The following is a 22,006-nucleotide window of genomic DNA, read 5'->3' as shown; positions in this document are numbered from 1 at the left end:
CGACGAAAGATCAGGAGGGTGAGGATGCAAGCCGAATCCTTAATGACAAAGCCAGTCATCACGACGCATGCGAACGCGACGATCGCCTAAGCGGTCATGCTTTCAAGCAAAGTCAGCTGCCTGCCGGTAACGACCAGCGACGGCACCTTGGTTGGCATTGTAAGCAAAAGCGACTTCTTGCGCCGAGAGGAACTCGGAACCCAGCGTGTGCGTCCGCGATGGCTGGAGCTTGATCTTGGCCCGGGCACAACCGCCAATGACTATGTGTGCGCTCGAATGGACGGATCATCCATCAGGTGATGACCACACACCTCATCTCGGCGCCTCCTGTCGACCTCATGATGCAACACCGCATCAACAATGTCCCGATTGTCGATCGGGAAAGGGTCGTCGGCATCATCACGCGAACTGATTTGCTGCTTGTCCTGATCCGCCATGCCGAAACAGGGAACCACGCCACCCGATGACGAACTGATCCGCAAGGCTATCCTTGCCGAACTGCAGCCACAAACCTGGAGCGGTGGGACTTGATCGATGTGAGGGTCAGCGACGGCCTTGTCGAACTGAAGGGGGCGATTGTCGACGAGCGTCAGCGGAAGGCAGCGATCGTTGCGGCTGAGAAGGTTGCCGGCGTCGGGCAAGTCAAGGACCGCCTCCTCCTCAGTACGGATCCGTTCTCAGTGATGGTTTCATAGCTGCGAAAAAAGCGGGGACGCCAAGCAGAGTCCCTTTGGTTTGCTCCCTTCCCACATCATTTGGACATGAGGCCGTCGGCGAGTTCCTTCGGCGTCTAGCGCGTTATGGTCGGAGAGCACGCTGTCGGCAGCAAGACGCCCGTCCTGACGGAAATGCGATGGCCGCTGCCTGTTTTGGTGGGGCTTGGACCGGGGCTTCCTGTGGATCTTGAAGAGCGGCCAATACGAAGATCTCGACGGCTCCGCCGAGCGGGTCCTTATCGATCGGGAAGAGCCGCGAGGCTGAACCGGTTGGCGGCGCCAACGACTGTGCGGATGCTGGTCGTCAGTCGACCGAATCTTTGCTGGCGATTGCCCGCGTCATGACGATATCGGCGCGCGTGCGAAGAACGGATCAGCCACAATGCGTTGCCGAACCTTTGGCCAGGAGGGGCACGCGATTGGGAAGCCGACCATTCAGAATGCCCAGACATGCAGACGTTTTCACGGCAATCGACCACTCGACCGTGAACCCGCCGCTGCCGGGTTTGTCGAGCCTGGTTGATTCAGATCAGCGTTATCTCTTCATCGGCATGGTTTCATTGACCAGGCTTCCAACGGAGAACGCATGTCTATCGAGTTGGGGAGATGAGCGGCAAACCGTGGGTGATTGCGATGCTTCAAGAGCGCTTCGTATCGAAGATAGCCGCTATGGCGGCACGCTGATGGCCGGCTATGTCGACAAATTCGACATCATTGTCGTCGGAGCTGGGCCGGTCGGACTTGCCTTCGCAGCATCGCTCGCCTGGAGCCGACTCAAGGTGGCAGTGGTTGAACGGCAGTCGCTCGACAGCCTGGCGAATCCGGCTTTCGACGGTCGCGAGATCGCGCTGACCCACGCATCAGTGAGAATCCTTCGCGAGCTCGGCGCCTGGGATGCCATCCCCGCATCGGACAAATCACCGCTTCATGGCGCGCGCGTGCTCAACGGATCCAGCCCTTTCGCCCTGAGCTTCGATGCTCCCAGCGGATCTGGGGAACCACTCGGATTTCTGGTCCCAAATTGTCGGATCCGCGATGCCCTGTTCAAAATTGTCCACTTCCAGGATCATGCCCGGCTCCTGTGCGGCAACTCGGTCGTCAATGCAACAAATAGCGAAGACGAGGCGGTCATAACGCTTTCTGATGGCAGGCAATTGGCCGCTCGGCTGCTCGTAGCAGCGGATTCGCGTTTGTCCCCGATGCGCGACCTGCTCGGCATTGGCGCCAACATCCATCCGCTTGGCCACTCCATGCTGATTTGCCGAGTGAGGCACGAGCGCGTCCATCACCAGATCGCGGTCGAATGGTTCGACCACCATCAGACCATAGCGATGTTGCCGCTCATGGAAGGCGTGTCGTCGCTGCTTCTGACTTTGCGCTCAAGCGAGGCCGACAGACTGTCTGCTCTCGATGACGAATTGTTCCGCATGGAATTGATGAACAGGTGTCGAGGACGCCTCGGGCAGATGACCCTGGCAAGCACCCGCCATGCCTATCCGCTGGTCACGACCTGGGCGCACAAGTTCTCGGCTCCGAGTGCGGCACTGATCGGCGATGCTGCCATCGGCATGCACCCGGTGACCGCGCATGGCTTTAACATCGGCCTCAGCGGCCAGAAGCAACTCGCTCATAAAATACTGACAGCATGTCGCGCCCGCCGCGACATTGCCGATCCCGACATGCTCGGCAGATACGAAAGCCGGCTGCGGCTGTCGGCGGGGCCGCTCTATCATGCCACCAACATGCTTGTCGGTCTCTACTCAAGCGAGCACCCGGCGGCACGGCTTGCAAGACATGCTGCGCTCCGCTTTGCCCAACATCTTCCCTTTGTCCGCCATGGCATTTCGGCCATGCTCAGGCGGTGAATCGCACAGAGCGCTGCCGCTCTGGAACGCTGTCTCGGCGAGGCTTCCTTGTCTTGCTGGCGCGCGTCGTCGCGGGCACGGCTGCTTCCTGGTGACGTTGCCGATCATGGCATGATTCGGATCAAGGCACGCGCGCGGGCGAAGCCTTGATGATTCGGCAATGCTAAGCCAAAGGTGTGACCCGCAGCATGGTGAGCGCACTGGTTACCCTCGCTGGGTAGTTAACCCGTCCTTCAGTGGGCTTGCATAGGTTTGGTCCTCGCGAACAACGACGCAAGCAAGCTGGTCCATTCATGGCACCCCTAAAGGAAGAAGAATCGCTGGAGGCCAAAATCCGTCAGGATCAGCTTGCTGACCTGAGGGCCGGGCTCTTCGTGTCGATGCCGATAAGCGCGATCCTGTCAGGCCTGATTTGCGCGGTGCAGGCCCTTTCTGGCGGCGGCTTTGCCGCTGCAAGCTGGTTCCTGGTCGTCAATGCGCTAAATGCCGCCCGGCTTGCACTCGCCCGTTTTCAGCTAAAGGAAACGGGGCGCCATCAGGATTTGCTTGGCGTTTTGCCGCGCCTTCGCATGTTTGGCGTCCTTGCCCTTCTGGCAGGGTTTGCCTGGTCCTTCCCGGCCGTGCTGACTGTTGGATACACAACACCACAAGCACCGATGCATCTGGTCATACTGGCGGGCATTTCAGCTGGTGCGGTTACATATGGCAGTTCGTATGCCGCGGCGGCGACCAGCTTCATCACACCTCCACTCCTCATCACGGTGGCGTGCCTTTTGGCGAAAGGCAATTTTGAACGCTACATTCTGGCTTTCACCGTTCTGCTCTTCATGGGCGGCTTGGTCCGAGCTTCGTTTGTTGGGCAGGCGCGCTTCCGCGAAGCAAGCCGCCTGAGACATGAGGCAGAGCGATTTGCGTCGGAAATGGAGCGCAACTCCAGGGAGGACCATCTGACCGCCCTTCTCAACAGGCGGGGCCTTGAACACGCCATCGGTCGGTTCAAGACCGCGGATGGCCCCTTCGTGGCAATGCTGATTGATCTGGACGGCTTCAAATCTGTCAACGACACCTACGGTCACAGGACCGGTGATGAACTGCTTGTCATGATCGCCCGCCGCATAGAGCAGGAAGCACCCGAAGGCTCAACGCTCGCTCGTATCGGCGGCGATGAATTCGTGCTGGTTTTTCCCTCAACGAGAGCTTCGCTTTCTGCCAGTGATCTCGCCTCCAATATCATAGCCAAAATTGCTCGCCCCTATATCGAGGTCGCGTCCGTTCGGGTCGGGGCATCGATAGGGATATACTTGGCGCAGACGCCGAGCCTGACTGAAATGTTGTTGCGGGCGGATATCGCCCTGTATACGGCCAAGCGCCATGGCAGGAACGAATTTTGCCTGTTCGATGCCGAACTCGACAGGGAACTGCAACGTCGCCAGTCGATCGAACGGGATCTTCATTCGGCGATAAAGACGGGAAGATTGCAACCTTGGTTCCAGCCGATCGTGAAACTCGAAACCGAGACCGTGGTCGGTTTTGAAGCCTTGCTGAGATGGTCCCATCCGACGCATGGTGCCATCTCTCCACCCGAAATCATCACGGCCGCACGCGAAACCGGAATGCTTCAGCTGCTGACGCAAACCGTATTCGCCGACTGTTGTGCTTTTATCGACGGCTTGGTGAAAGCTGACTGTCGTGACATTCGTGTGGCGATGAATGTTTCCCCTCGCGAACTGGAAGCCGGCGATATCGACGACATGGTTCTGGATGGTCTGGCGGCAAGAGGCCTGCCTGCGACGATGTTCGAAATCGAGATTACCGAAGAATCGCCGGTGGACCCGGACAGAGTGGATGAAAAGCTCGGACGGCTTTCACATGCCGGTATTTCCATCGCGCTCGATGACTTCGGCACCGGCTTTTCTACCTTGGCATCTCTCAAGGACCGTCGGATACGCAAGGTGAAAATAGACCAGGGCTTCATTCGCGGCCTGGCCAAGTCCCGAGAGGACCGACTGCTTGTCAAATCGGTCATCGAACTCGGTGACATGCTCGGGATCGAGGTCATGGCCGAGGGCGTCGAAACAGAGGCGGATCGGCAAACCCTGCACAAGCTTGGCTGCCGAACCGCTCAAGGCTTCCTCTTCTCCAAGGCTGTGCCTTTGATGCAAGCACTGGAAGTGGCAGTCAAACAGCACGCGAACCAGTTGTGACCGCTCCCGCCGCGCCGGCCGTCGCGGCCGTGCGCTGCCGAATTTGGCTACAGAGACTTGCCTGCTCGAAACACGTGGCAGTGGGCGTTGTGCATCAGCCGGCGAACAGTTCCTTGTAGCCGGTCGTCACCATCCAGTTCGCACGGTCGATATGGCTGCGAAGAGCTTTGCGGGCGCGGACCGGGTCAATGGACGGGTCGATGCCGAGAATGCGCTCGGCCATCTCCTTTTCGCTGGCATTGTCGGCGCAGGCATCCAGGATCCGCAGGTAGATTGTGAAATGCTCCCTGTCGTAGCTCGTGAGGTTCTCCGACCAGGGGACTTCATCGCTCAAAGTTGAGCTTCGAGTCTCATCTGTTCCCATTGGTCCATTCATGCCTGCGAACCTCGCCTGTGAGCGCACGCAGCATATCCCAAAATGGGATAATCCGAAACCGGGATTAGTCGCTGATCCGGTCTTTACCCGACCGGTTCGCCTCCATGCCCAAATCCCTTCGATCGCCCCGCCACCAGCGGTTTCTGGCCCAGCTGGTTTCGCTGCGCAAGGCCAAAGGCCTGACCCAGGAGCAGCTGGCTGACAAGCTTGGTCGTCCCCAATCCTTCGTGGCCAAGTACGAGGGCGCAGAGCGGCGTCTCGACGTCATCGAGTTTCTCGACATAACTGCGGCCATTGACGCTGATCCGTGCGAGATTCTGTCCAGCCTCCGGTCCTAGCGGGCGCGCCGCATCTATCATGATCCGGACAGGAATATTGTCTAGGACAATGCCTCAATTTGTTGAAAGGCGAGCGCTGGTTTTCGGAGGAAGCCGCGCGCACGGCGGCGGTGCCTTTGGGTTCTCGACGTAACTGCGCCGCCTGACCATGTGCGAAAAAACTTGGCGCGCGCCCGCGCGCCTGACGACGCGCACCAGGTGCTCGTGAACCGAGCCCGCTTTTCTTCGGCAAGCTCAGGCGGTCTCGGCCATTCGGCTTCGCCCCTTGGCGTGGGCAGCCCTTCGGGCTGTGACGGCCGCCGCCCTTGCGGGCGGCGCGGTTTGTCTGTTGGCCTTTCCCGGTGGCGCGGGGGGGGCGGCACTCCCTTCTAGACCCGCTGCGGCAGCCCGCAACCCTTCGCGTGCCGCTCAGGGTCCTCCTCTTCGTTCCGGTCCTTCGGATGCGGTCCGCCTACTGGGCGGGCCCTTCCGGTCGCGACTCGCCGCCCACCCCGCTTCCGGGGAAAGGCGCGGCGATTGGTGAGCGGAGGATAACACATGCGTGCAAACAGCAAGCGTACCACCAGCGGAGAGGCTGGCGCAGGCAAGGGCAGGCGCCCGGGCGCCAGCCTCTATCAGGAGATCACCGACCGCATCATTGCCGAGCTGGAGCGCGGTACCGTGCCATGGGTCAAGCCATGGGGCAGCGCAAAAGCAGGCCTCGGCCTGCCGAGGAATGCGTCCACGGGGCGCAGCTATTCCGGCATCAATATCCTCATCCTGTGGGGCGCCGTCATCGAGCGCAGCTATCCCAGCCAGAATTGGCTGACCTTCCGGCAGGCGCTTGCCCTGGGCGGCAATGTCAGGAAAGGCGAGCGCGGCACGACCATCGTGCATGCCGACCGCTTTGTCCCCAAGGACGAGAAGGAGCGCGCACGCCACGAGGGCGATGCACCACAGGCCGTGCCTTTTCTGAAGCGCTTTACCGTCTTTAATGTCGCGCAGTGCGACAATCTTCCGGAACACCTCCATGCCCCCGCCGAGCCGCTGCCTCAGTGCGAGATCGCGCCGCAGGCCGAAACGCTGATTCGCGCCAGTGGTGCGGATTTCAGGGTCGGCGGCGATCGCGCTTTCTACATGCCGGGCAGCGACCACATTCAGGTGCCGCCGCAGCCGGCGTTCCATCAGCAGATCGACTATTACCGGACCTGCTTTCACGAGCTTGGCCACTGGACCGGCCACCCGACGCGGCTTGCTCGCGACCTCTCCGGCTCCTTCGGCTCCAAGGCTTACGCGCGTGAAGAATTGGTCGCCGAAATCACTGCCGCCTTCGTCTGCAGCAATCTCGGCATCGAGCCGACCGTGCGTCACGCCGATTACATCGGCTCATGGCTGAAGGTGCTGCGCGAGGACAACCGCGCCATTTTCCGTGCCGCCAGCCTCGCTTCGAAGGCCGCCGATTTCCTGCTTGGCCTTCAGGCCGATGCGGAAGGCGAGGCGCAAGAAGGGACTGCGGCATGACGATGCCCGATGCTCAACTGGCCACGACCGAGCCGACGCCGGATAGCGAGGAGATGCCCATTCCCGACGGCGCCCGGGACTCACCCGCCCCGATGCAGAACTATGCCGATCTGCATCGCCAAGGTGCGCCCCGGGTCGCAGCGCGCAGCCAACGAGACGGTGACTGCCATCCTTGCCGGCTGCAAGGCTGACGCCGCATTCGGCAAATGCGGCACAAGCTATTGGCCTGCCCGGTGGTGGCCAGCGGCAATCGCGACCCCTTGCTGCCGCCGGCATGTTCGCGCGCAAGGTGGGCGCTCGGCGACGATAATCTCGTGCGCGTCGTGGGCATATGGTGGCAACCGGACGATGCCTTTCGATCGCTTGCGCGACGAGGAAATCGCCGATTCGATGCTCACCGAGATCGGCGGCAAGAACATCGAGAAGCCGCCTCAGCTTGAGGCCTGGCTGCCGCGCTGGGTGAAATTCCCGGCCGAAAGCTACCCAGCCGCGAGGCCTTCCTATTCGCCGATCTGTGCGCAAGGAAGCAGTCGCTGTTCGTGGCGAATAGTCGATCAGGGCCCGAGCGGCGTTTTCTCGAGTACTGCCGCTAAGGACGCGCGCGCCGCTCCGGGCCGCGCCGGCTCCGATTGATCGTCTTGCCGAGCCAGTGCCGCGTGCGATAAATTCCAACGCCAATTCGCCCCCATTTCGGCAGCCCGCACCGCCCCGGATTGCTTGCTGAGGCGCTAGGCGCGTGGGTCCAATTGCCAATCCGATTGCCGAGAGAGCCCGCGCCGCCGGCCCCCCGCATATTGCCGCCTGCTTATTGTGCCCCCGATCGCGCAACCTGTCTCCATTGTGTCTCAGGGACCATTCCCCTGCGCCTGGCTTGACGACCTATGGGCGGATCCGGCCCGCCCGAAACCCTCGCCGGCAGCTTTTTTCCCCGCCGCCTGCGGCGGCTTCCTCGCGCCGCTTCGCTTCAAAAAAACTCCCCGCTCGGGTCCTCCGCTATCGCTGCGGCCGTGCCGGTTCCGGCGGTCCGGACGCGCCCATCACGGTCCGCCATCGCAGGGGAATGGTCCCCTGCGAGCACCAAGAGGAGACTGAAAATGACCGCAATCGGATACGTCACCAAACAGGAAAACGGCGGCTACAAGGGCCAGCTCAAGACGCTCAGCGTCCGCGCCGACATCGACATCGTGCCCAATCAGGCAAAGAGCGCCGACACCCATCCCGACTTCCGGGTGCTGACGCAAGGGGTCGAAGTGGGTGCAGCCTGGATCCGCACCGGCGAGACCTCCGGCAAGGACTATGTGAGCCTGTCGATTGCGGCCCCCGAGTTTGGCCCGCGAAAGCTCTACGCCAATCTGGGCCGCGCCGCCGGCCAGGATGACGACGACACTTACGCCATCATCTGGAACCCGGTCGACTGACCGGCCGACCCGCAAAGCCCTGCGCCGCCAACCGGCGCAGGGCCTCTCTCAGGACCCGTGAGGCCGCCGAAGGGGCGGCGAAAACTCGCCCCCCACTCTTCGCCCGTCCCCAAAACGATCTCGCTCGCCGATCCTCGCCTCGCTTGCCCGTAACGAACCGAGGATCATCATGGACGACGAAAACGAACGCGCAGCCCGCGCCAAGAAGGGCAGTCCGTTTCTCAACACCGCGCAGGCGGCCTTCTATATCGGGCTGTCCCAGCGCACGCTGGAGAAGATGCGCCTCAAAGGCGGTGGCCCACAATTCCGCAAGCACGGCCGCTATGTCCGCTATCACATCGACGAACTCGACGACTGGTCGAAGGGGCACGCGCAGGAGACCGCGCCCGAGGATGGCGCGCACGAATCCGGCTCGGCCGGTGAGGGAGGCCGCTCATGAGCCGGCGTCCCACCATCCGTCTGATCGGCAGCCAGCTGCGGCGCATTCGAGCCCGCAAGACGATCGTCGTTGCCACAATCGGCCTTGGCCTGATTGGCTTCGCCGCCTTCGGCAAACCATCGCCCTGGCTGGTCTGGAACGCCTCGGCGAGTGCGCCGGTGGGCCTCTATCGCGCCGCATCTGGATCGCCCGCTCTTGGTGATCTCGTACTCGTCCGCCCACCAAGACCGGTCGCCGATCTCGCCGCCGAACGCTTCTATCTGCCCAGCAACGTGCCGCTGGTCAAGCGCCTTGCGGCGCTGCCCGGCGAGCATGTCTGCACCTTTAGCGACGCCATCATCATCGGCGGCGAGATAGCCGCGCGCCGGCTTGCAACCGACACGCAGCACCGTCCGCTGCCTTGGTGGAATGCATGCCGAAAACTCGCCGCCGACGAGGTTTTCCTGCTCGGCAGCGATAAAGATCGCTCGTTCGACAGCCGCTATTTCGGGCCGGTGCCGACCGAAAACATCATCGGGAGGCTCGTGCCGCTATGGACCGAGTGACCCTCCTTATGCTGAGCATGGCGTGTCTCGCACCATGCTCCTGTTCCGCCGCGACCAACACGAAGCCGGTCGTCATCTCCTATAGTCCGCAGCTTGCAAGATGGCAGCCCTTCGTAGCCGAAGCAAGCCGGCGTTTCAGCATTCCACAGACCTGGATTTATGCCGTCATGGATGCCGAAAGCCGGGGGCAGACGACGCTCAATGGGCGGCCGGTCACGTCGAGCGCCGGCGCCATTGGCCTCATGCAGGTGATGCCAGCCACCTACGAGGAGTTGCGCGCAGAGCTTGGCCTGGGAGCCGTCCCGCACGACCCTCGCGACAACATTCTGGCAGGCACTGCCTATCTGCGCGCCATGTATGACCGCTTCGGATTTCCAGGCCTGTTTGCAGCCTATAACGCCGGGCCGGAGCGCTACGAGCAGCATTTGCAGCGCGGGCGACCGCTGCCCAGCGAGACGGTTTCGTATCTGGAAGAGATCAAGGCGGCGGGCATTTCGGCCGCCGATATGGACGCGCTCACCGGCAAATCCCGTTCCAAAAGCGCGCCGGGAATCCCGTCCGGGCAGTCGCTGTTTTTTCTCCGAAACGGTGTTTCCGTGACCGGCCCGAATGGCCAACTCCTGGTGCCGCTCGGATCGGAGCGAGCAAGATCAGGCCGGCCGGATCGCAGGTGAGGGCAGCGGCTACCGTGGTCCGGGCGGGGGCCAGGGGGGCAGGTGCGCGGAAGGCAAGATAAAGGCAGCGCCTCCTGGAGGCGGCCAAGTGTTTGTCTGCACATCGTTTTCCCAGGAGGTTGCCCCCGGGTCCAGGAGGGTCTGGCGCGCAAGCCTCTGAAATTGCTGCTCGTTCATCGGAGGCCGCATGCAGGATGACGAATTCACGCCGAAGCTCGGCAAAATTGGGTCGCGCGGCTCGAAGGCGGGCAAACGCTACGCTGGCCAGGTGCAGGCCGCGGTCAACCGAGCAGGCGGCAGGAGCGGACGCGGCAGCCGCTTCATCGGAAGCCGGGTGGGGCGCGGCGGGGCTGCTGCCGCAGTTCTTACACCGCGCGACCGCCACGCGGCGTTTCGGCAGCGACGCGCAGTCGTCAAGGCACGCATCGTCAAGCTGGCCGGCAAGGGAGTCGACGGCGCTCGTGCGCACCTCCGCTACCTCCAGCGCGACGGCGTCACCCGGGAAGGCGAGCGTGGCGAGCTCTACGCTGCCGACAATGACCGCGCGGACGGCAGGGCCTTTCTCGATCGCGCGAACGGTGACCGTCATCAGTTCCGCTTCATCGTCGCCCCTGAAGACGGTATCGAGTATGATGACCTGAAGCCGCTCACCCGGCGCCTCATGGCGCAAATGGAAGAAGACCTCGGCACCAGGCTAGACTGGGTGGCCGTCGACCATTTCAACACCGGCCATCCTCACACCCACATCATCGTGCGCGGCAGGGATGATCACGGCGAAAACCTCGTCATAGCGCGGGACTACATCTCCTCTGGCTTGCGCGAGCGCGCAGCCGAACTGGTTAGCCTCGACCTTGGCCCGCGCACCGACCGCGAGATCGAGCAGCGCTTGCGCCAGGAGATGGATCAGGAACGCTTCACCAGCATCGACCGGCAGCTGATGCGCATGCGCGACGATGAGGGGTGTGTCTCACCGGCCAGCCGAGACACCTTTCGCCAGACGCTGCACCAGGGCCGCCTGCGCAAGCTCGAGCGGTTGGGCCTCGCCGAGGAGATGCCTGCCGGGCGCTGGCGCTTGGAGGATGAGCTCGAAGCCACGCTACGCCGCATCGGCGCGCGCGGCGACATCGTCAAGACCATCCATCGCGAGCTGACCGGCAAGGGGCTCGTCCGCAGTGCCGCCGACCATCTTATCCACGATCGATGCGACGGGTCGGCTCAAACCGTGGTCGGACGTGTCGTCGGGCGCGGGCTGGCCGACGAAATCACTGACCGCCATTACCTCGTCGTCGACGGCGTGGACGGCAAAAGCCACTATTTTGATATCGGCAAAGGCGAGGCCACCCAACCGACACCAGAGGGCTGCATAGTGCGGGTCAGGCCGAGGGACACCGGGCCAAGAAAAGTCGACCGCACAATTGCCGGCATCGCCACGGTCAACGACGGGCGCTACAGCATCGATATCCATCTCAAGCATGACCCCTCGGCCACCGAACGCTTTGCCGAAACGCACGTGCGGCGACTGGAGGCGATCCGCCGTGCGACTGGTGGCGTCGAGCGCGAGCCGGACGGCACATGGACAGTCGCGCCCGACCATCTCAACCGCGTCGCGGATTACGAGCGCCAGCGAGCGAGGGCCCAGCCTGTTTACGTCGACAAGCTCTCATCAATGCCGCTGGAGAGCCAAGTAGGCTTCGACGGCGCCACCTGGATCGACCAGGAGCTGGTATCAGCCCACCCTGAGTCCTTGCGCGACTCTGGCTTCGGTCGCGAAGTACGTCAGGTCCAGGCCCGCCGACAGCAGTGGCTGATCGCGCAAGGTCTTGCCCATGATGCGCAGGATCGGGTCATCTATCGCGCCAACATGCTTTCGATGCTGCGCCAACGAGAGCTGAACCGTGTTGCCAGTCAGCTCTCGGACGAACTCGGGCTCTCGTATTCTGAAGCGCAGCATGGCAATCGAATAGACGGTACGCTGCGCTGCTGCGTCGAGCTCGCCGGCGGAAAATACGGTGTCATCGAGAAATCGCGCGAGTTCACGCTGGTCCCTTGGCGGCCGGTGCTTGAGCATCATATCGGCAAGGAGGTGTCTGGCGTGGTGCGCGCCGAGGGGATTTCCTGGACGATCGGACGCCAGAGGAGCGGGCCCGGCGTTTCGTGAACTGGCTATAATTTATTTGTCCGCGTTGAAACACATACTCAGCAGACGGAGTTCCTCCGCCTGCTGCTTGCTCGCAGCATTCATTTGGCGGAGAGTCTGTGTTCTGCATTTTGTAGTTCGCTCTGTCAAAAAGCGCTGGGAATATGCATCATGTTCTGCGTTGACACGGAAGGCGCGCCGACAGGTGCTGCGGATCGGCTCCCGATGGCTGCCAGCTAGAAAGGTGGGCTGACTCGTGACAGCGCAAGGGGCTCTGGCGGCCGCGGTACGGCGACGCGAGCTCTGGCATCGAGGATGAAGCGCACTTCCCGATCTTATTCTACTCGCAGGACCGGCAGACGCGGCGGTCGCCCGTGCGAGCAACCATGCTGTTGGCCCTGGCGTGAACTGGCAGTCCGTCCCGGGGGACTTTGTAACGGAGAAAACTAGGCGGAAAGAGGCGCGCGGCCCGTCTCCCCAGCAACCCGCTTTGCGGATTCCTCCTCTGCCCGCTTCGCAGACGGGGATACCCTCCGCCCCCTTGCTATTCGTTGCCCGCCGCTATGCAAAGGACAGGCGACCTGAATCCGTGCTCAAGCCGATCTGGCGGCAGAGAGGGGGGTCTCGGGCTGAACATGGGACCCGTGATGGACATAATTGCCACGCGAATCCTCATGCTCGCCTAACCGGCCGGAACGATTTGCAATCCGGGCAGGCTCAACAAATTAAGGAGTAGCTCGTTCCGTGTCCAAGCCCAGACAAGTCTTGGTTTTCTCACGGGCGCGATACAAAAGGCACAGGCTGGACTTGGCTGCCGGGGGCGGGGCTTGTCGACCGCTCGATTGAAAGTGAGATGCGAGGCGGAGAATCACCCATGTGCAGAGCGGCAAGGCGCTCGCCTATGTCCCTGTCATTCACCGTTAGTCGATGGTTTAGACGAAGATAGTCCGTCCATGTCGGCGTGCGGAATGTCTCGGTCCAAAGCGTCGACTTCTGAAGGTCGCGCTGGAGGGTCCAGTCCCGCGCACCGGCGCGGCTCTGAACGCGCCGCCTTTCGCGCATGCAGCTCAGAAATTCATCGATACTCTCCTCGAGTATCGAGTACTCCATCTTAATCACTATCGGACCGCTCCTGGGCTTCAAAGGGAGGGCCAGTTCTGGTGGCCTGAAGTCGACGGCCGCTTGATCCGATTCCTCCCATAGCCGCACCGGCAATAGCTTTCCCACAGCCGCGACCAGCAACAGTGCCGCTGCAGCACCTTCCAAAGCCCACGTCAGCGAATAGTACTGCGCGACAGCACCCCAGATCCAGCTACCCGCTGCCATGCCGCCGTAGGTCAGGGCGTAATAGATGGACAGGGTGCGACCAACGACCCACCTTGGGCTTGCCAACTGCACACACACGTCGGTTCCGGTCCAGGTGACAACCCAGCCAGCGCCACCGATTGCAAGCGCGATCGCCGCCACAGCCACCGACGATGTGAGGGCCATCAAAAGGCAGCACGTTGCGCAAGCAACGGACGCGAGCGTGATCAATCGGTTCTGGGACGTGATGCGTCTCAAGTAGCTGCTGCCAATGCCGGCGATGAAGGCGCCTGTGCCGAAGCCGGCCAATAGCACGCCGTACACAATTGGCCCTCCCGCCAGCTGGTCGCGAACCAGGAGGGGGAGCAAAGCAAGGATCGAGATGCTTGATAGCCCGAACAGGGTTGCACGCACGATCGCCACTCTGATCTCTGAGGATATCGCCGTGAATCGCATGCCATCATGAATGGCCGTAGTCATCCGCTCGCGCGGAAGAGGCGAAGAGCGAACTTGCCACTGTGAGCGCAAAACAGCGCTCAACGGGACCAGGTCACTTAGCGCAGCGAGGGCGAAAGCCGTAAGGGGGCCCAGCAAAGCTAAGATTACACCGCCCAGCGCCGGTCCTATGCTCCGAACCACGTTGTACCCCACCGACATCAGCGTCACTGCAGCGGGTATGTCGCGCTTTTCCAGGATATCGCCGACCGAGGCGTGCCAGGCTGGATCGTTCAAAGCAAAGCCGCATCCGGCCAAGAAACTCAGTCCCAGGATCAGCCATGGACTAGCAAAGCCCAGTCCCACAGAGAGTGCCAGCGCCGTGGATGCCAGTGCGATCAGGCAGTGTCCGGCAAGCATCACGCCACGGCGGCTGAAGCTGTCTGCAATGGCTCCAGCAAGGATCGACAAGAAGAACGCGGGCAGTGTCGATGCAGCCTGTACGAGCGCAACCATCAGATCGGAGGCTGAAATCGTGGCCATGAGCCAGCTTATAGCCACGCTCTGCACCAGCCAGCCAAGGCTGGATATCTGCGTGGCTGTCCAGATAGAACGAAAGACCGGGTTGTGAAGAGGGATCAGTGTGTTTGCCGCAAAGCGCGGAGGATCTTGACGCCGCATCACTTCTCACCTCCACTGGGTGTCGTTCTTCCGCTCATTTGCTTACAGGGTGCGCTCTGTGCACTGACTGCGTCACAACGAAGTTCCGAGATCGCGCTCGCAACAAGGACGATGTGGCATCCACGGTGCTGATGCGCGTTGAGGTACCAACCTGGCCGTTAGCTGATGGGTCCCGCAGCCCGCTTGGTGCGGTCAGTTCTGCCCTGCGACTCTTGGCTTTGGACGGTGCTAGCGCCCCGATGGCCGGCTTGTCAAACTGCCGTAGTGCCAGCACATCCATCCCATCTGTTGACCGCGATCTCCGACGAGGTCGAGCAGCAGGAGGTCAACGGCAAATCTGGGTATTTCCGCTTCCGGTCGGGCGCGTGGCCATCGTCCAGAAACCCGAAGACGTTCATCACCCATGCGACCACACGCCCGAGTCGATGCGACACGGCGGTAGCGGTTCACCAGAGGACGTGCGTTCTACTCAGCAGGAACATTGTTCTGCCGATCGTCGGCTGCGCCAGCCGCCACATAAAGCGGCGCCAGAGTTCTTGCACCCGTCATTGCACTCCCGCTTTGCAGGTTTCGCCTAGGGCCTGCATCAGGTCATCGATAATGTCCTGAGGATGTTCAAGCCCTACAGAAATTCGCAGCAATCCGCCTGGCGCTTTGGACTTCGCACCTTCAACGGATGCGCGATGCTCAATCAGAGAATGCGTCCCGCCAAGGCTTGTCGCCCGGACAACAATCTTCAGGCGGCCGGCCACGGCCATTGCAGCATCGGCTCCGCCCTCGACGATGAAGGATAGCATCGCTCCGTAATGGCTCATTTGCCGCGTAGCAAGATCGTGTCCCGGATCAGTTTGCAGACCAGGAAAGAGCACTTTTTCGACGCGCGGATGAGACGCCAGGGCCTCGGCCACTTTCTGGGCGCCTTCGCAATGGGCGCGCATGCGGACCGGCAATGTCTGCAGGCCCCGCAACGCCAGCCAACAGTCGAAGGGCGCTGCGACGCTGCCCTTGTGTTTCTGGACCATCCGCAATGGGCGACCGAGGGGTGACGCATTTGGGACAATGACGACACCGGCCATCAAATCCGAGTGGCCGCCAATGTACTTTGTCGCCGAGTGCATCACCGCGTCTGCCCCGATTTCGAGTGGCAGTTGAAGCACTGGGGTGGCCCACGTATTGTCCACCACCGCCAAGGCGTTTGCCTCGTGCGCGATTGCGCAGATGGCCGCAATATCGACAACGCGGATCATCGGGTTTGACGGCGTCTCGATCCAGACGAGGCCAGTCCGCTTCGATGTCACCGCGGCGCGCAAAGCGTCCAAATCGCGCATGTCGACTGGGGCAAAGTCGAAACGAGACCCAATGTCGGTCTCTTCGATCAGCGAACGAATGCCGAAATACATGTCATCCGGCAGAACGATCCGACCCGCCGACGGATGGCTCTCGAAAACTGCAGCGATCGCGGCCATGCCCGAAGCGAAGGCGATGCCGTCTTCCCCTCCCTCAAGCGTCGCCATGGCCGCCTCGAACGCATTGCGTGTAGGATTTCCATCCCTTGTGTATTCGAAGCCGGACGGAAATGACCCGTTGACACCGCGTTCGAACGTCGTGCTGGTGTGCAGCGGCATGGATACGGCCCCCGTGGACGCGTCGACCCCTCGGCCGCAGTGGATCGCCTTCGTCTCAAAACGCATCGGTTATTTCCTTCCTAACGGGCAGTTGCAATTTCGCCCCGGTCATTATACTGACCGCAATAGGTGAGCCGAGGTCCTAAGTCAATATAATGACCGATCTTACGACAGCGATGGATTCCGAGCAGGTGCTTGGCAAAGCGATAGCGGCCCGAATCCGAGACTTGAGGCGTGACCAAAACCTGACCCTGGATCGACTGGCTAAACTAAGCGGCCTGTCCAAGGGAACCGTGGTCGCGCTGGAGCAGGGTAGGGCGAACCCCAGTATCGGCATACTTTGCCGATTGGCGGCGGCGTTTTCGCTCTCCGTGGCCGATTTGTTGAACGAGCACCTTTCCACGGTGTGCCTTCCCATCGAGCGGACAGAGACCAGGAGGCTTTGGACGAGCGCCAAGGGAAGCTCTGCACAACTGCATTCGTCGACCTCGGGACGCACGATGTTCGAACTGTGGAGCTGGGTCATGATGCCGGGCGACGTGTTTTCCGCGGACGCTCATAGTCTGGATACGCGCGAGCTGATCTCGGTCAGTCAGGGTGCCCTGAGCGTTGTGGTAGGTGCCCATGTGGTAATTTTAAGCGAAGGCGAGAGTGCGCGGCTTGTCACTGACCAACCGCACTCATACGCGGCGGCATCTGATGTGCCCGCCCATTTCTCGATGGCGGTGCTTGAGCGTGGTGGACACCGAGATCCGGGGCACTCGTCGACGGCAGCGAAGATTCAGGAGCCCGTTCCGTAAGGCTCCGCCGATTACTAGCAACCGCCATTCGCGACAGGAGATAAACCGTTGTACGTTCCGCCTCATTTTGCCGTCCCTGATCAGAACGCCCTGTTCGAGCTTATCGAGAAACACCCGCTTGGTATCCTCGTCACCCAAAGCAAAGGCACACTGGACGCGAACCACCTCCCCTTCGAGCTTGACCGCTCGAAGGGAGACAAGGGCGTTCTCAATTGCCATGTCGCTCGCAAGAACCCAGTCTGGGAGGAAGTCGCCAATGGCGATGAGGTTCTCGTAATCTTCCGTGCGGCCGACGCTTACATCTCGCCGAACTGGTATCCAAGCAAGCACGAACTCCACAAGCAGGTGCCGACGTGGAACTATCTCGTCGTCCACGCCCACGGACGCATCACTGTCCGGGATGATGAGCGATATGTACGCCGTAACGTGGCGAAGCTCACTCATATGCAAGAAGCCTCGCAGCCTGCCCCGTGGAAGATGGGCGACGCGCCGAAGGACTTCATCGACACGATGGTTAAGGCAATCGTCGCCCTGGAGATCGAGATCACCGGCCTGGTTGGAAAATCAAAACTCAGCCAGAACAAAGACTTGCGCGACATTCAGAACCCTGGTGAAATGCTGCGTGCCCAAGGGGCCATTGCGATGGGAGAAGCGATGCTCGCGGCTGCGGCGGCCAAATCCCAATAGCATGTGTCTTGTCCCGACAAAGCCGCTGGTGCCGGCTTCCGACGGGTCACCTAGCCCGCCTTGACGCACGGCAATAGCTTTTGACGGCCTGAAGCGACGCTGTGGTCACCGTTGTGATACTTTTCCACGCGCCTGGTCAGGCGGCAGGATTGCTCCGTCGTGACCGACGGGTTCGTTTCAGGCGCCTGCGCCCCCTCGTATGTCCGCGACCAGCCGCGCAGCGGTTTATGAGGCGCAATCGCACGCGTTTCGAAGCCACGTACCTTGGGCGGCAAGCTCGACCATGCGCTCGACGCAGCTCCAAGTGCGGCCCCGTCAACGATCTCCTTGAACCTGCGGAACTTGCCCGAAAGCACTTCTCTTACGGGAGATGATTGGCTTTGTCGCCGAACCGACTGATGGAGATGGTGGCGGCGCCGCCGTAGCGATCAGACCCGCCTTGCAGCGCAATGGCTACCCGGGCGCGACTGGGAGATGCGGGCGGGACTGTGGAGCTGCGGAGACGGAGCGGATCGGCATGGAGCCGTGACCGCTTGCGATCTGGCTCTGGAACGAGTTAAGGAAGCGCGGACTTCCGATCGTGTCAAGCGCCGCCCTCTCGATGATGCCGGACAAATCGGGCCGCCACGAGCGGCGGGCCTTGCTCAGATCGGACGGACCGGATGGTTTAAGCAGGTTCGCATCAAGAGCCACGGCACCTGTGTCGTGCGGGTGCTGCTGTCGGCACGTGACCTTCTCGTCAGCGAACAGATGCCTGGGCTTCTTAAGGCCTTCGGCGTCATATTCGGCAAGAAGATCGATGCCCAGGTGATCCTACACATGCTCAGGATACAGGCGACGCAGGTCTACCATGATCCGCTGCGAGCCGGCATCAACGAAGTGCATGAACTGTCGAAGACACATGAAGCGATCGCCAGGGCCAAGACCGAGATCCAGCACCGCATGCTGACACACTACCAGCCGCTGTATTTTCCCGAGATCGATCGCTTCCGGGGGAACAGCCGCAGCGATCGGTTCTTTGCCTTCCTCCATGCCTTTCCGACCCCAGCAAGCATCACGGCGCTGACGAAGGAGGAGTTTGTGGCAGCAGCTTGGGATGCCGTCGGCCGCAAGGTCAGCAAGACACAGATTCTGATGGACATTTTCGAGACGGCGCGCCCATCGATCGGACTGCCACTGCCACTTGATGCGCCTGCCATTCGCATGTTCCGGATGGTCATTGACGAAGCACGCAGCCTGATCCGGCACCGCAATGAGATCGAAGCACAGGCCGACGATCTGCTGCGGCACAGCCAGGATTACCAGCTCCTGCGACAAATCCCGGGCATCGGACCGATCAAGGCATTGACCGTCATTGCCGAAGCCGGCGATCTTCGCCGCTTAGGTCATCATCGCCAGTTTCTAAAGTTCTGCGGGCTGGACCTCTCGACACAGAAGTCCGCTCAATATCGAGGCCAGACCCTAGCATTCCTAAGCATACTGACCAGGGCGACCTCGACCCCCCTAATCACAGCGGTGAGCTCGCAGGCGGGGTCGATGAACACTATTGATTGGCCGAGCTTGAGCGGCATCTCTATCACATTGATAGCCTATTAGGCTGGTCCGGCGTTTGATCGGACCCATGATCCATCCGAGCAGCTTGTGAGGGATGCAGCCGAACCAGGCGCTGCTCCCACAGTCTTCGCAGGTCCTCCATCAGAGCTTCATGCTCAGCTTGATCCGGCGCAATTATATTGAGGTGATCGCTTAACACGGCTTCGCCCTCAATCCGCATCAGCAGATTAAACAGGTCGTTTGAAATTCGCACACTGTCAATGCTGGAGTGGTTCGGAATAATCTCGCAGACAGTCTCCTGATGATCTCGCGCTGTGTAAGCACGGGTTTGATGGAGGGAGACTGAGGGAGGCAATGAAATCGAAAGCGCAGTCCAATCCTGCAGCGTTGCAGCCCGTTTTTTTACCAGGAAGGGCCCGACCACAAGTCCATCCAGCTCTGTCGTCAAAAATGTGGCAATCGCGTCTGCAACCGTATCCACGATCGGTTCAGCATTGTTGTTAAAGGACGTATTGAGCAGAATTGGAGTGCCTGTCCGCTTCTTGAACGCATTGATGACCTCCCAGTAAGCGGGGTTGGCATCGCGCGATACTGTTTGCAGCCGAGCCGTACCGTCGACGTGCGTAATGGCACCCAACAAGGCGCGCTTTGAGTCACGCACGCGAACGACGAAATTCATGAATGGAAATTCGTGTTTACCGTCCGGGAGGTCGAAAAATTCGCTCGCATCCTCTTCCAGCACAGATGGTGCGAAAGGCCTATAGCCTTCGCGCTTCTTGACCATGGCATTGATCCGGTCCTTGTTTGCAGCGGGCCGAGGGTCGGCAAGAATGCTGCGGTTGCCCAGCGCACGTGGCCCAAACTCCGAACGACCCTGCACCCAGCCGATCACGGCGCCGTTGGTGATCCAGTGGGCTGCACTGCTCGCTACGTCATAAGAGCGTTCAACCTCGAGATGTCCGGACCATGCGTTCAGTTCCTGTTCCACGGCGCGGTCGCTCCCGAGATCAGGACCCCAATAGACCTCCTGCAGTCGCTCACGCGGCGCGGGGCGGCCCATCTCGTTAGAGACTATCAGCGCAGCTCCCAATGCGCAGCCAGCGTCGTGAGACGCGGGTTGCACGAAGATGTCTTCGAAAAGCCCTGAATACAGCAGCTTGCCGTTCATCGTGCAGTTGTGGGCTACCCCTCCCGCCAGACACAACCGCTTCATGCCGGTGGCCTCACGGTGGTGCCGGAGAATGTGGAACACGATCCGCTCAAGCGCTTCCTGCAGTGACGCACTCACATCTCGATGCTGCTGGGTGAAAGGCATTCCCTTTCGCCTGATCTCGATGTTGCGGAGCAACGCCGGACCGATGCGGTCGAGGTGAACACGGTAGCCACCGTTGGCGGAGAGCTCGTAGAACTGCTCGAAGAGCTCGCGATAGGGAGCGGGGTCGCCATAGGGCGCGAGTCCCATTACCTTATACTCGTCGAACATGCCGTAGCCGAGACAGCGGATCGTCTCGAGATAAAACAGCCCAAGAGAATTGTCCTCCGGGAAAGCCTCGATTTGCGTAATTTCTGTGCCAGACCCTACCGCCACAAGGCCCGACAGGAAATCACCACAGCCATCAATCGCTAGAATGAGACTTTGTTCGAAGCCCGACATTGCAAAGGCGCTCACGGCGTGCGCCTGATGATGACCTACGAATGAAATACGCGAACTGTCCAACTTAGTGCCGAACTCACGCGCTAACAGGTTCTGCACCAACATTTTAGCATCCAACGGAGTGGAGAGAATGTCCGGTTGGGAAGCGGACATACCTTCAAGCATGGCGTTGGCATAGGGCTCGCTGGCGTAGACCGCGACACGATCAATGTCGCTGAGCTGAACCCCGGCCGTCGAGAGACAGTATTGAATCGAACCACTTGGCAGCTTGTTCGAGTGCTTGATTCGATTGAGGCGTTCCTCTTCTACGGCGGCTATCACCTTTCCGTCTCGGACGAGCACCGCGGCGCCATCGTGCATAAAGGCGTTCTGACGCTCGAATCGGTTTTCATGGACTTGGTCAAGTCCGCCGCTGATTCCTAGGCACAGCATTTCTTTCTCCAAATAGTAACGGGAAGCCAAATTGGCTTACCTCGACTGTTTCCAACTAAATAGGCCGTGTTGTCGCCTGCAGCTGCGACCGCCCGTCAGGCATCAGCGGCATCGAAGAAAGCCTCATAAAGGATCAATGAGATGCTTCGACTGTGCCGCCTACAGTGCCATCACGCCGAGAGCTTGGCTGGATCATCCAATCCTGAGCGGCTGCTGACATGTATCCGGCGATGTCGTTTTCATCGGCAGAACCAACTTGCGATGCCGCCTGTCTTGGGAAGGGCGGCCGTCGACGAATAACAGTACCGCCCCCGTGAACTGGCCCGATTTCATTCTCCGAAGCGACCATGGTCGCACCGCCCGACATTGTCGGCCAGTTGCAACTCACTTTCTCGGCACGACCTCCACTGCACGTCAGGGCGCATCGAAGATTTTCTCCTTTGGATTATTCCTAAGGCAGCTTTCGTCACGCGATAGAGCAGCGTGTGATTGGTGCGTGAGGCTCTTTTTTGTCCATGCACGATTCCGGAAGAGTGATGAAATCGATTGTTTTGATCAAAGTCATCCACGCTATGAATAACAGCCGCAGCACATGCGTTTTCAAAGCGCTTCAGGCTTCCC

21 protein-coding genes and 1 pseudogene are annotated in these 22,006 nt (G+C 60.8%); 18 read left to right on the top strand and 4 right to left on the bottom strand.

What is annotated here, in order from left to right:
- Window positions 1-96 precede the first annotated feature (96 nt).
- The 6 genes from NKJ67_RS19330 to NKJ67_RS19305 all read left to right on the top strand — a co-directional run bounded on the left by NKJ67_RS19330 (window position 97) and on the right by NKJ67_RS19305 (window position 4,785).
- Window positions 97-300: a CBS domain-containing protein gene (locus NKJ67_RS19330; RefSeq protein ID WP_352555406.1), complete on the top strand. Its 204-nt coding sequence runs from the start codon at window positions 97-99 to the stop codon at window positions 298-300.
- Window positions 300-467: a CBS domain-containing protein gene (locus NKJ67_RS19325; protein ID WP_348625571.1), complete on the top strand. Its 168-nt coding sequence runs from the start codon at window positions 300-302 to the stop codon at window positions 465-467. Before NKJ67_RS19330 ends, NKJ67_RS19325 begins: the two co-directional genes overlap by 1 nt.
- A 69-nt stretch (window positions 468-536) precedes the next feature.
- Window positions 537-695 (top strand): BON domain-containing protein, encoded by a 159-nt coding sequence (locus NKJ67_RS19320; protein WP_245273072.1) that lies wholly within the window; start codon window positions 537-539, stop codon window positions 693-695.
- 169 nt (window positions 696-864) lie between these two features.
- Complete coding sequence (gene ccoS / locus NKJ67_RS19315) at window positions 865-981, top strand: cbb3-type cytochrome oxidase assembly protein CcoS (RefSeq protein WP_084025756.1); 117 nt, start codon at window positions 865-867, stop codon at window positions 979-981.
- A 418-nt stretch (window positions 982-1,399) separates the two neighbouring features.
- A complete protein-coding gene (gene ubiM, locus NKJ67_RS19310) occupies window positions 1,400-2,581 on the top strand; it encodes a 5-demethoxyubiquinol-8 5-hydroxylase UbiM (RefSeq protein ID WP_023766616.1) in 1,182 nt (393 codons plus the stop codon).
- Window positions 2,582-2,874: 293 nt separating this feature from the next.
- Window positions 2,875-4,785, top strand: a complete 1,911-nt coding sequence (locus NKJ67_RS19305; protein ID WP_023694859.1) for a putative bifunctional diguanylate cyclase/phosphodiesterase — start codon at window positions 2,875-2,877, stop codon at window positions 4,783-4,785.
- A 94-nt stretch (window positions 4,786-4,879) separates the two neighbouring features.
- Here NKJ67_RS19305 and NKJ67_RS19300 read toward each other — a convergent pair whose 3' ends face one another.
- Window positions 4,880-5,161, bottom strand: coding sequence for a DNA -binding domain-containing protein (locus NKJ67_RS19300; RefSeq protein ID WP_081731037.1), 282 nt, complete (start codon window positions 5,159-5,161; stop codon window positions 4,880-4,882).
- A 104-nt stretch (window positions 5,162-5,265) separates the two neighbouring features.
- Here NKJ67_RS19300 and NKJ67_RS19295 point away from each other — a divergent pair, with 104 nt between their 5' ends.
- The 9 genes from NKJ67_RS19295 (at window position 5,266) to rlxS (ending at window position 12,233) form a co-directional block, all read left to right on the top strand.
- Window positions 5,266-5,499 carry a helix-turn-helix domain-containing protein gene (locus NKJ67_RS19295; RefSeq protein ID WP_023735803.1) on the top strand — a complete coding sequence of 78 codons (234 nt, stop codon included), beginning with the start codon at window positions 5,266-5,268 and terminating at the stop codon, window positions 5,497-5,499.
- Window positions 5,500-6,036: 537 nt separating this feature from the next.
- Window positions 6,037-6,999, top strand: a complete 963-nt coding sequence (locus NKJ67_RS19290) for an ArdC family protein (RefSeq protein WP_023766617.1) — start codon at window positions 6,037-6,039, stop codon at window positions 6,997-6,999.
- A complete protein-coding gene (locus NKJ67_RS19285) occupies window positions 6,996-7,190 on the top strand; it encodes a hypothetical protein (protein ID WP_155930546.1) in 195 nt (64 codons plus the stop codon). The genes NKJ67_RS19290 and NKJ67_RS19285 overlap by 4 nt, the downstream gene beginning before the upstream one ends.
- Window positions 7,191-7,347: 157 nt before the next feature.
- A complete protein-coding gene (locus NKJ67_RS19280) occupies window positions 7,348-7,632 on the top strand; it encodes a hypothetical protein (RefSeq protein WP_352582434.1) in 285 nt (94 codons plus the stop codon).
- Between the two features lie 461 nt (window positions 7,633-8,093).
- Window positions 8,094-8,417 (top strand): DUF736 domain-containing protein, encoded by a 324-nt coding sequence (locus NKJ67_RS19275; RefSeq protein WP_023762782.1) that lies wholly within the window; start codon window positions 8,094-8,096, stop codon window positions 8,415-8,417.
- Window positions 8,418-8,586: 169 nt separating this feature from the next.
- Window positions 8,587-8,856 carry a helix-turn-helix transcriptional regulator gene (locus NKJ67_RS19270; RefSeq protein WP_023735797.1) on the top strand — a complete coding sequence of 90 codons (270 nt, stop codon included), beginning with the start codon at window positions 8,587-8,589 and terminating at the stop codon, window positions 8,854-8,856.
- Window positions 8,853-9,401, top strand: coding sequence for a S26 family signal peptidase (locus NKJ67_RS19265; RefSeq protein WP_352582432.1), 549 nt, complete (start codon window positions 8,853-8,855; stop codon window positions 9,399-9,401). Before NKJ67_RS19270 ends, NKJ67_RS19265 begins: the two co-directional genes overlap by 4 nt.
- Window positions 9,389-10,075 (top strand): lytic transglycosylase domain-containing protein, encoded by a 687-nt coding sequence (locus tag NKJ67_RS19260; RefSeq protein WP_352546069.1) that lies wholly within the window; start codon window positions 9,389-9,391, stop codon window positions 10,073-10,075. The genes NKJ67_RS19265 and NKJ67_RS19260 overlap by 13 nt, the downstream gene beginning before the upstream one ends.
- Before the next feature lie 187 nt (window positions 10,076-10,262).
- The gene (gene rlxS, locus NKJ67_RS19255) at window positions 10,263-12,233 is read left to right on the top strand and encodes a relaxase/mobilization nuclease RlxS (RefSeq protein WP_352582430.1); all 1,971 of its coding nucleotides are present in this window, start codon (window positions 10,263-10,265) and stop codon (window positions 12,231-12,233) included.
- A gap of 753 nt (window positions 12,234-12,986) precedes the next feature.
- Here rlxS and NKJ67_RS19250 read toward each other — a convergent pair.
- Complete coding sequence (locus tag NKJ67_RS19250) at window positions 12,987-14,633, bottom strand: MFS transporter (protein WP_023809301.1); 1,647 nt, start codon at window positions 14,631-14,633, stop codon at window positions 12,987-12,989.
- 545 nt (window positions 14,634-15,178) lie between these two features.
- Window positions 15,179-16,324 carry a trans-sulfuration enzyme family protein gene (locus NKJ67_RS19245; RefSeq protein ID WP_023740430.1) on the bottom strand — a complete coding sequence of 382 codons (1,146 nt, stop codon included), beginning with the start codon at window positions 16,322-16,324 and terminating at the stop codon, window positions 15,179-15,181.
- 89 nt (window positions 16,325-16,413) lie between these two features.
- On the opposite strand from NKJ67_RS19245, the gene NKJ67_RS19240 reads away from it, so the two are divergent.
- The 3 genes and pseudogenes from NKJ67_RS19240 to NKJ67_RS19230 all read left to right on the top strand — a co-directional run.
- Window positions 16,414-17,058, top strand: a complete 645-nt coding sequence (locus NKJ67_RS19240) for a helix-turn-helix domain-containing protein (protein ID WP_352582427.1) — start codon at window positions 16,414-16,416, stop codon at window positions 17,056-17,058.
- Window positions 17,059-17,106: 48 nt separating this feature from the next.
- Window positions 17,107-17,745, top strand: coding sequence for an FMN-binding negative transcriptional regulator (locus NKJ67_RS19235; protein WP_023783766.1), 639 nt, complete (start codon window positions 17,107-17,109; stop codon window positions 17,743-17,745).
- Between the two features lie 798 nt (window positions 17,746-18,543).
- Window positions 18,544-19,206, top strand: a pseudogene (locus NKJ67_RS19230) (transposase); the annotation flags it as partial.
- Between the two features lie 115 nt (window positions 19,207-19,321).
- Here the strand turns inward: NKJ67_RS19230 and NKJ67_RS19225 are convergent.
- The gene (locus tag NKJ67_RS19225; RefSeq protein ID WP_352582458.1) at window positions 19,322-21,385 is read right to left on the bottom strand and encodes a carbamoyltransferase family protein; all 2,064 of its coding nucleotides are present in this window, start codon (window positions 21,383-21,385) and stop codon (window positions 19,322-19,324) included.
- Between the last annotated feature and the right edge of the window lie 621 nt (window positions 21,386-22,006).

Origin of the sequence: Mesorhizobium sp. M0088 (assembly GCF_040322895.1) — a bacterium.
Lineage (GTDB): Bacteria > Pseudomonadota > Alphaproteobacteria > Rhizobiales > Rhizobiaceae > Mesorhizobium.
Note: the sequence above shows the minus strand (reverse complement) of the source record. Positions and strands in the feature narration are given on the sequence as shown.

Coding starts and splice junctions, on each gene's coding strand:
- NKJ67_RS19295 (WP_023735803.1), top strand. CDS start 5,266: ATGCCCAAATCCCTTCGATCGCCCCGCCACCAGCGGTTTCTGGCCCAG.
- NKJ67_RS19325 (WP_348625571.1), top strand. CDS start 300: ATGACCACACACCTCATCTCGGCGCCTCCTGTCGACCTCATGATGCAA.
- NKJ67_RS19275 (WP_023762782.1), top strand. CDS start 8,094: ATGACCGCAATCGGATACGTCACCAAACAGGAAAACGGCGGCTACAAG.
- NKJ67_RS19280 (WP_352582434.1), top strand. CDS start 7,348: ATGCCTTTCGATCGCTTGCGCGACGAGGAAATCGCCGATTCGATGCTC.
- NKJ67_RS19270 (WP_023735797.1), top strand. CDS start 8,587: ATGGACGACGAAAACGAACGCGCAGCCCGCGCCAAGAAGGGCAGTCCG.
- NKJ67_RS19290 (WP_023766617.1), top strand. CDS start 6,037: ATGCGTGCAAACAGCAAGCGTACCACCAGCGGAGAGGCTGGCGCAGGC.
- NKJ67_RS19225 (WP_352582458.1), bottom strand. CDS start 21,385: ATGCTGTGCCTAGGAATCAGCGGCGGACTTGACCAAGTCCATGAAAAC.
- ubiM (WP_023766616.1), top strand. CDS start 1,400: ATGGCCGGCTATGTCGACAAATTCGACATCATTGTCGTCGGAGCTGGG.
- NKJ67_RS19300 (WP_081731037.1), bottom strand. CDS start 5,161: ATGAATGGACCAATGGGAACAGATGAGACTCGAAGCTCAACTTTGAGC.
- NKJ67_RS19265 (WP_352582432.1), top strand. CDS start 8,853: ATGAGCCGGCGTCCCACCATCCGTCTGATCGGCAGCCAGCTGCGGCGC.
- rlxS (WP_352582430.1), top strand. CDS start 10,263: ATGCAGGATGACGAATTCACGCCGAAGCTCGGCAAAATTGGGTCGCGC.
- NKJ67_RS19330 (WP_352555406.1), top strand. CDS start 97: ATGCTTTCAAGCAAAGTCAGCTGCCTGCCGGTAACGACCAGCGACGGC.
- NKJ67_RS19240 (WP_352582427.1), top strand. CDS start 16,414: ATGACCGATCTTACGACAGCGATGGATTCCGAGCAGGTGCTTGGCAAA.
- NKJ67_RS19285 (WP_155930546.1), top strand. CDS start 6,996: ATGACGATGCCCGATGCTCAACTGGCCACGACCGAGCCGACGCCGGAT.
- NKJ67_RS19245 (WP_023740430.1), bottom strand. CDS start 16,324: ATGCGTTTTGAGACGAAGGCGATCCACTGCGGCCGAGGGGTCGACGCG.
- NKJ67_RS19260 (WP_352546069.1), top strand. CDS start 9,389: ATGGACCGAGTGACCCTCCTTATGCTGAGCATGGCGTGTCTCGCACCA.
- NKJ67_RS19305 (WP_023694859.1), top strand. CDS start 2,875: ATGGCACCCCTAAAGGAAGAAGAATCGCTGGAGGCCAAAATCCGTCAG.
- NKJ67_RS19250 (WP_023809301.1), bottom strand. CDS start 14,633: ATGCGGCGTCAAGATCCTCCGCGCTTTGCGGCAAACACACTGATCCCT.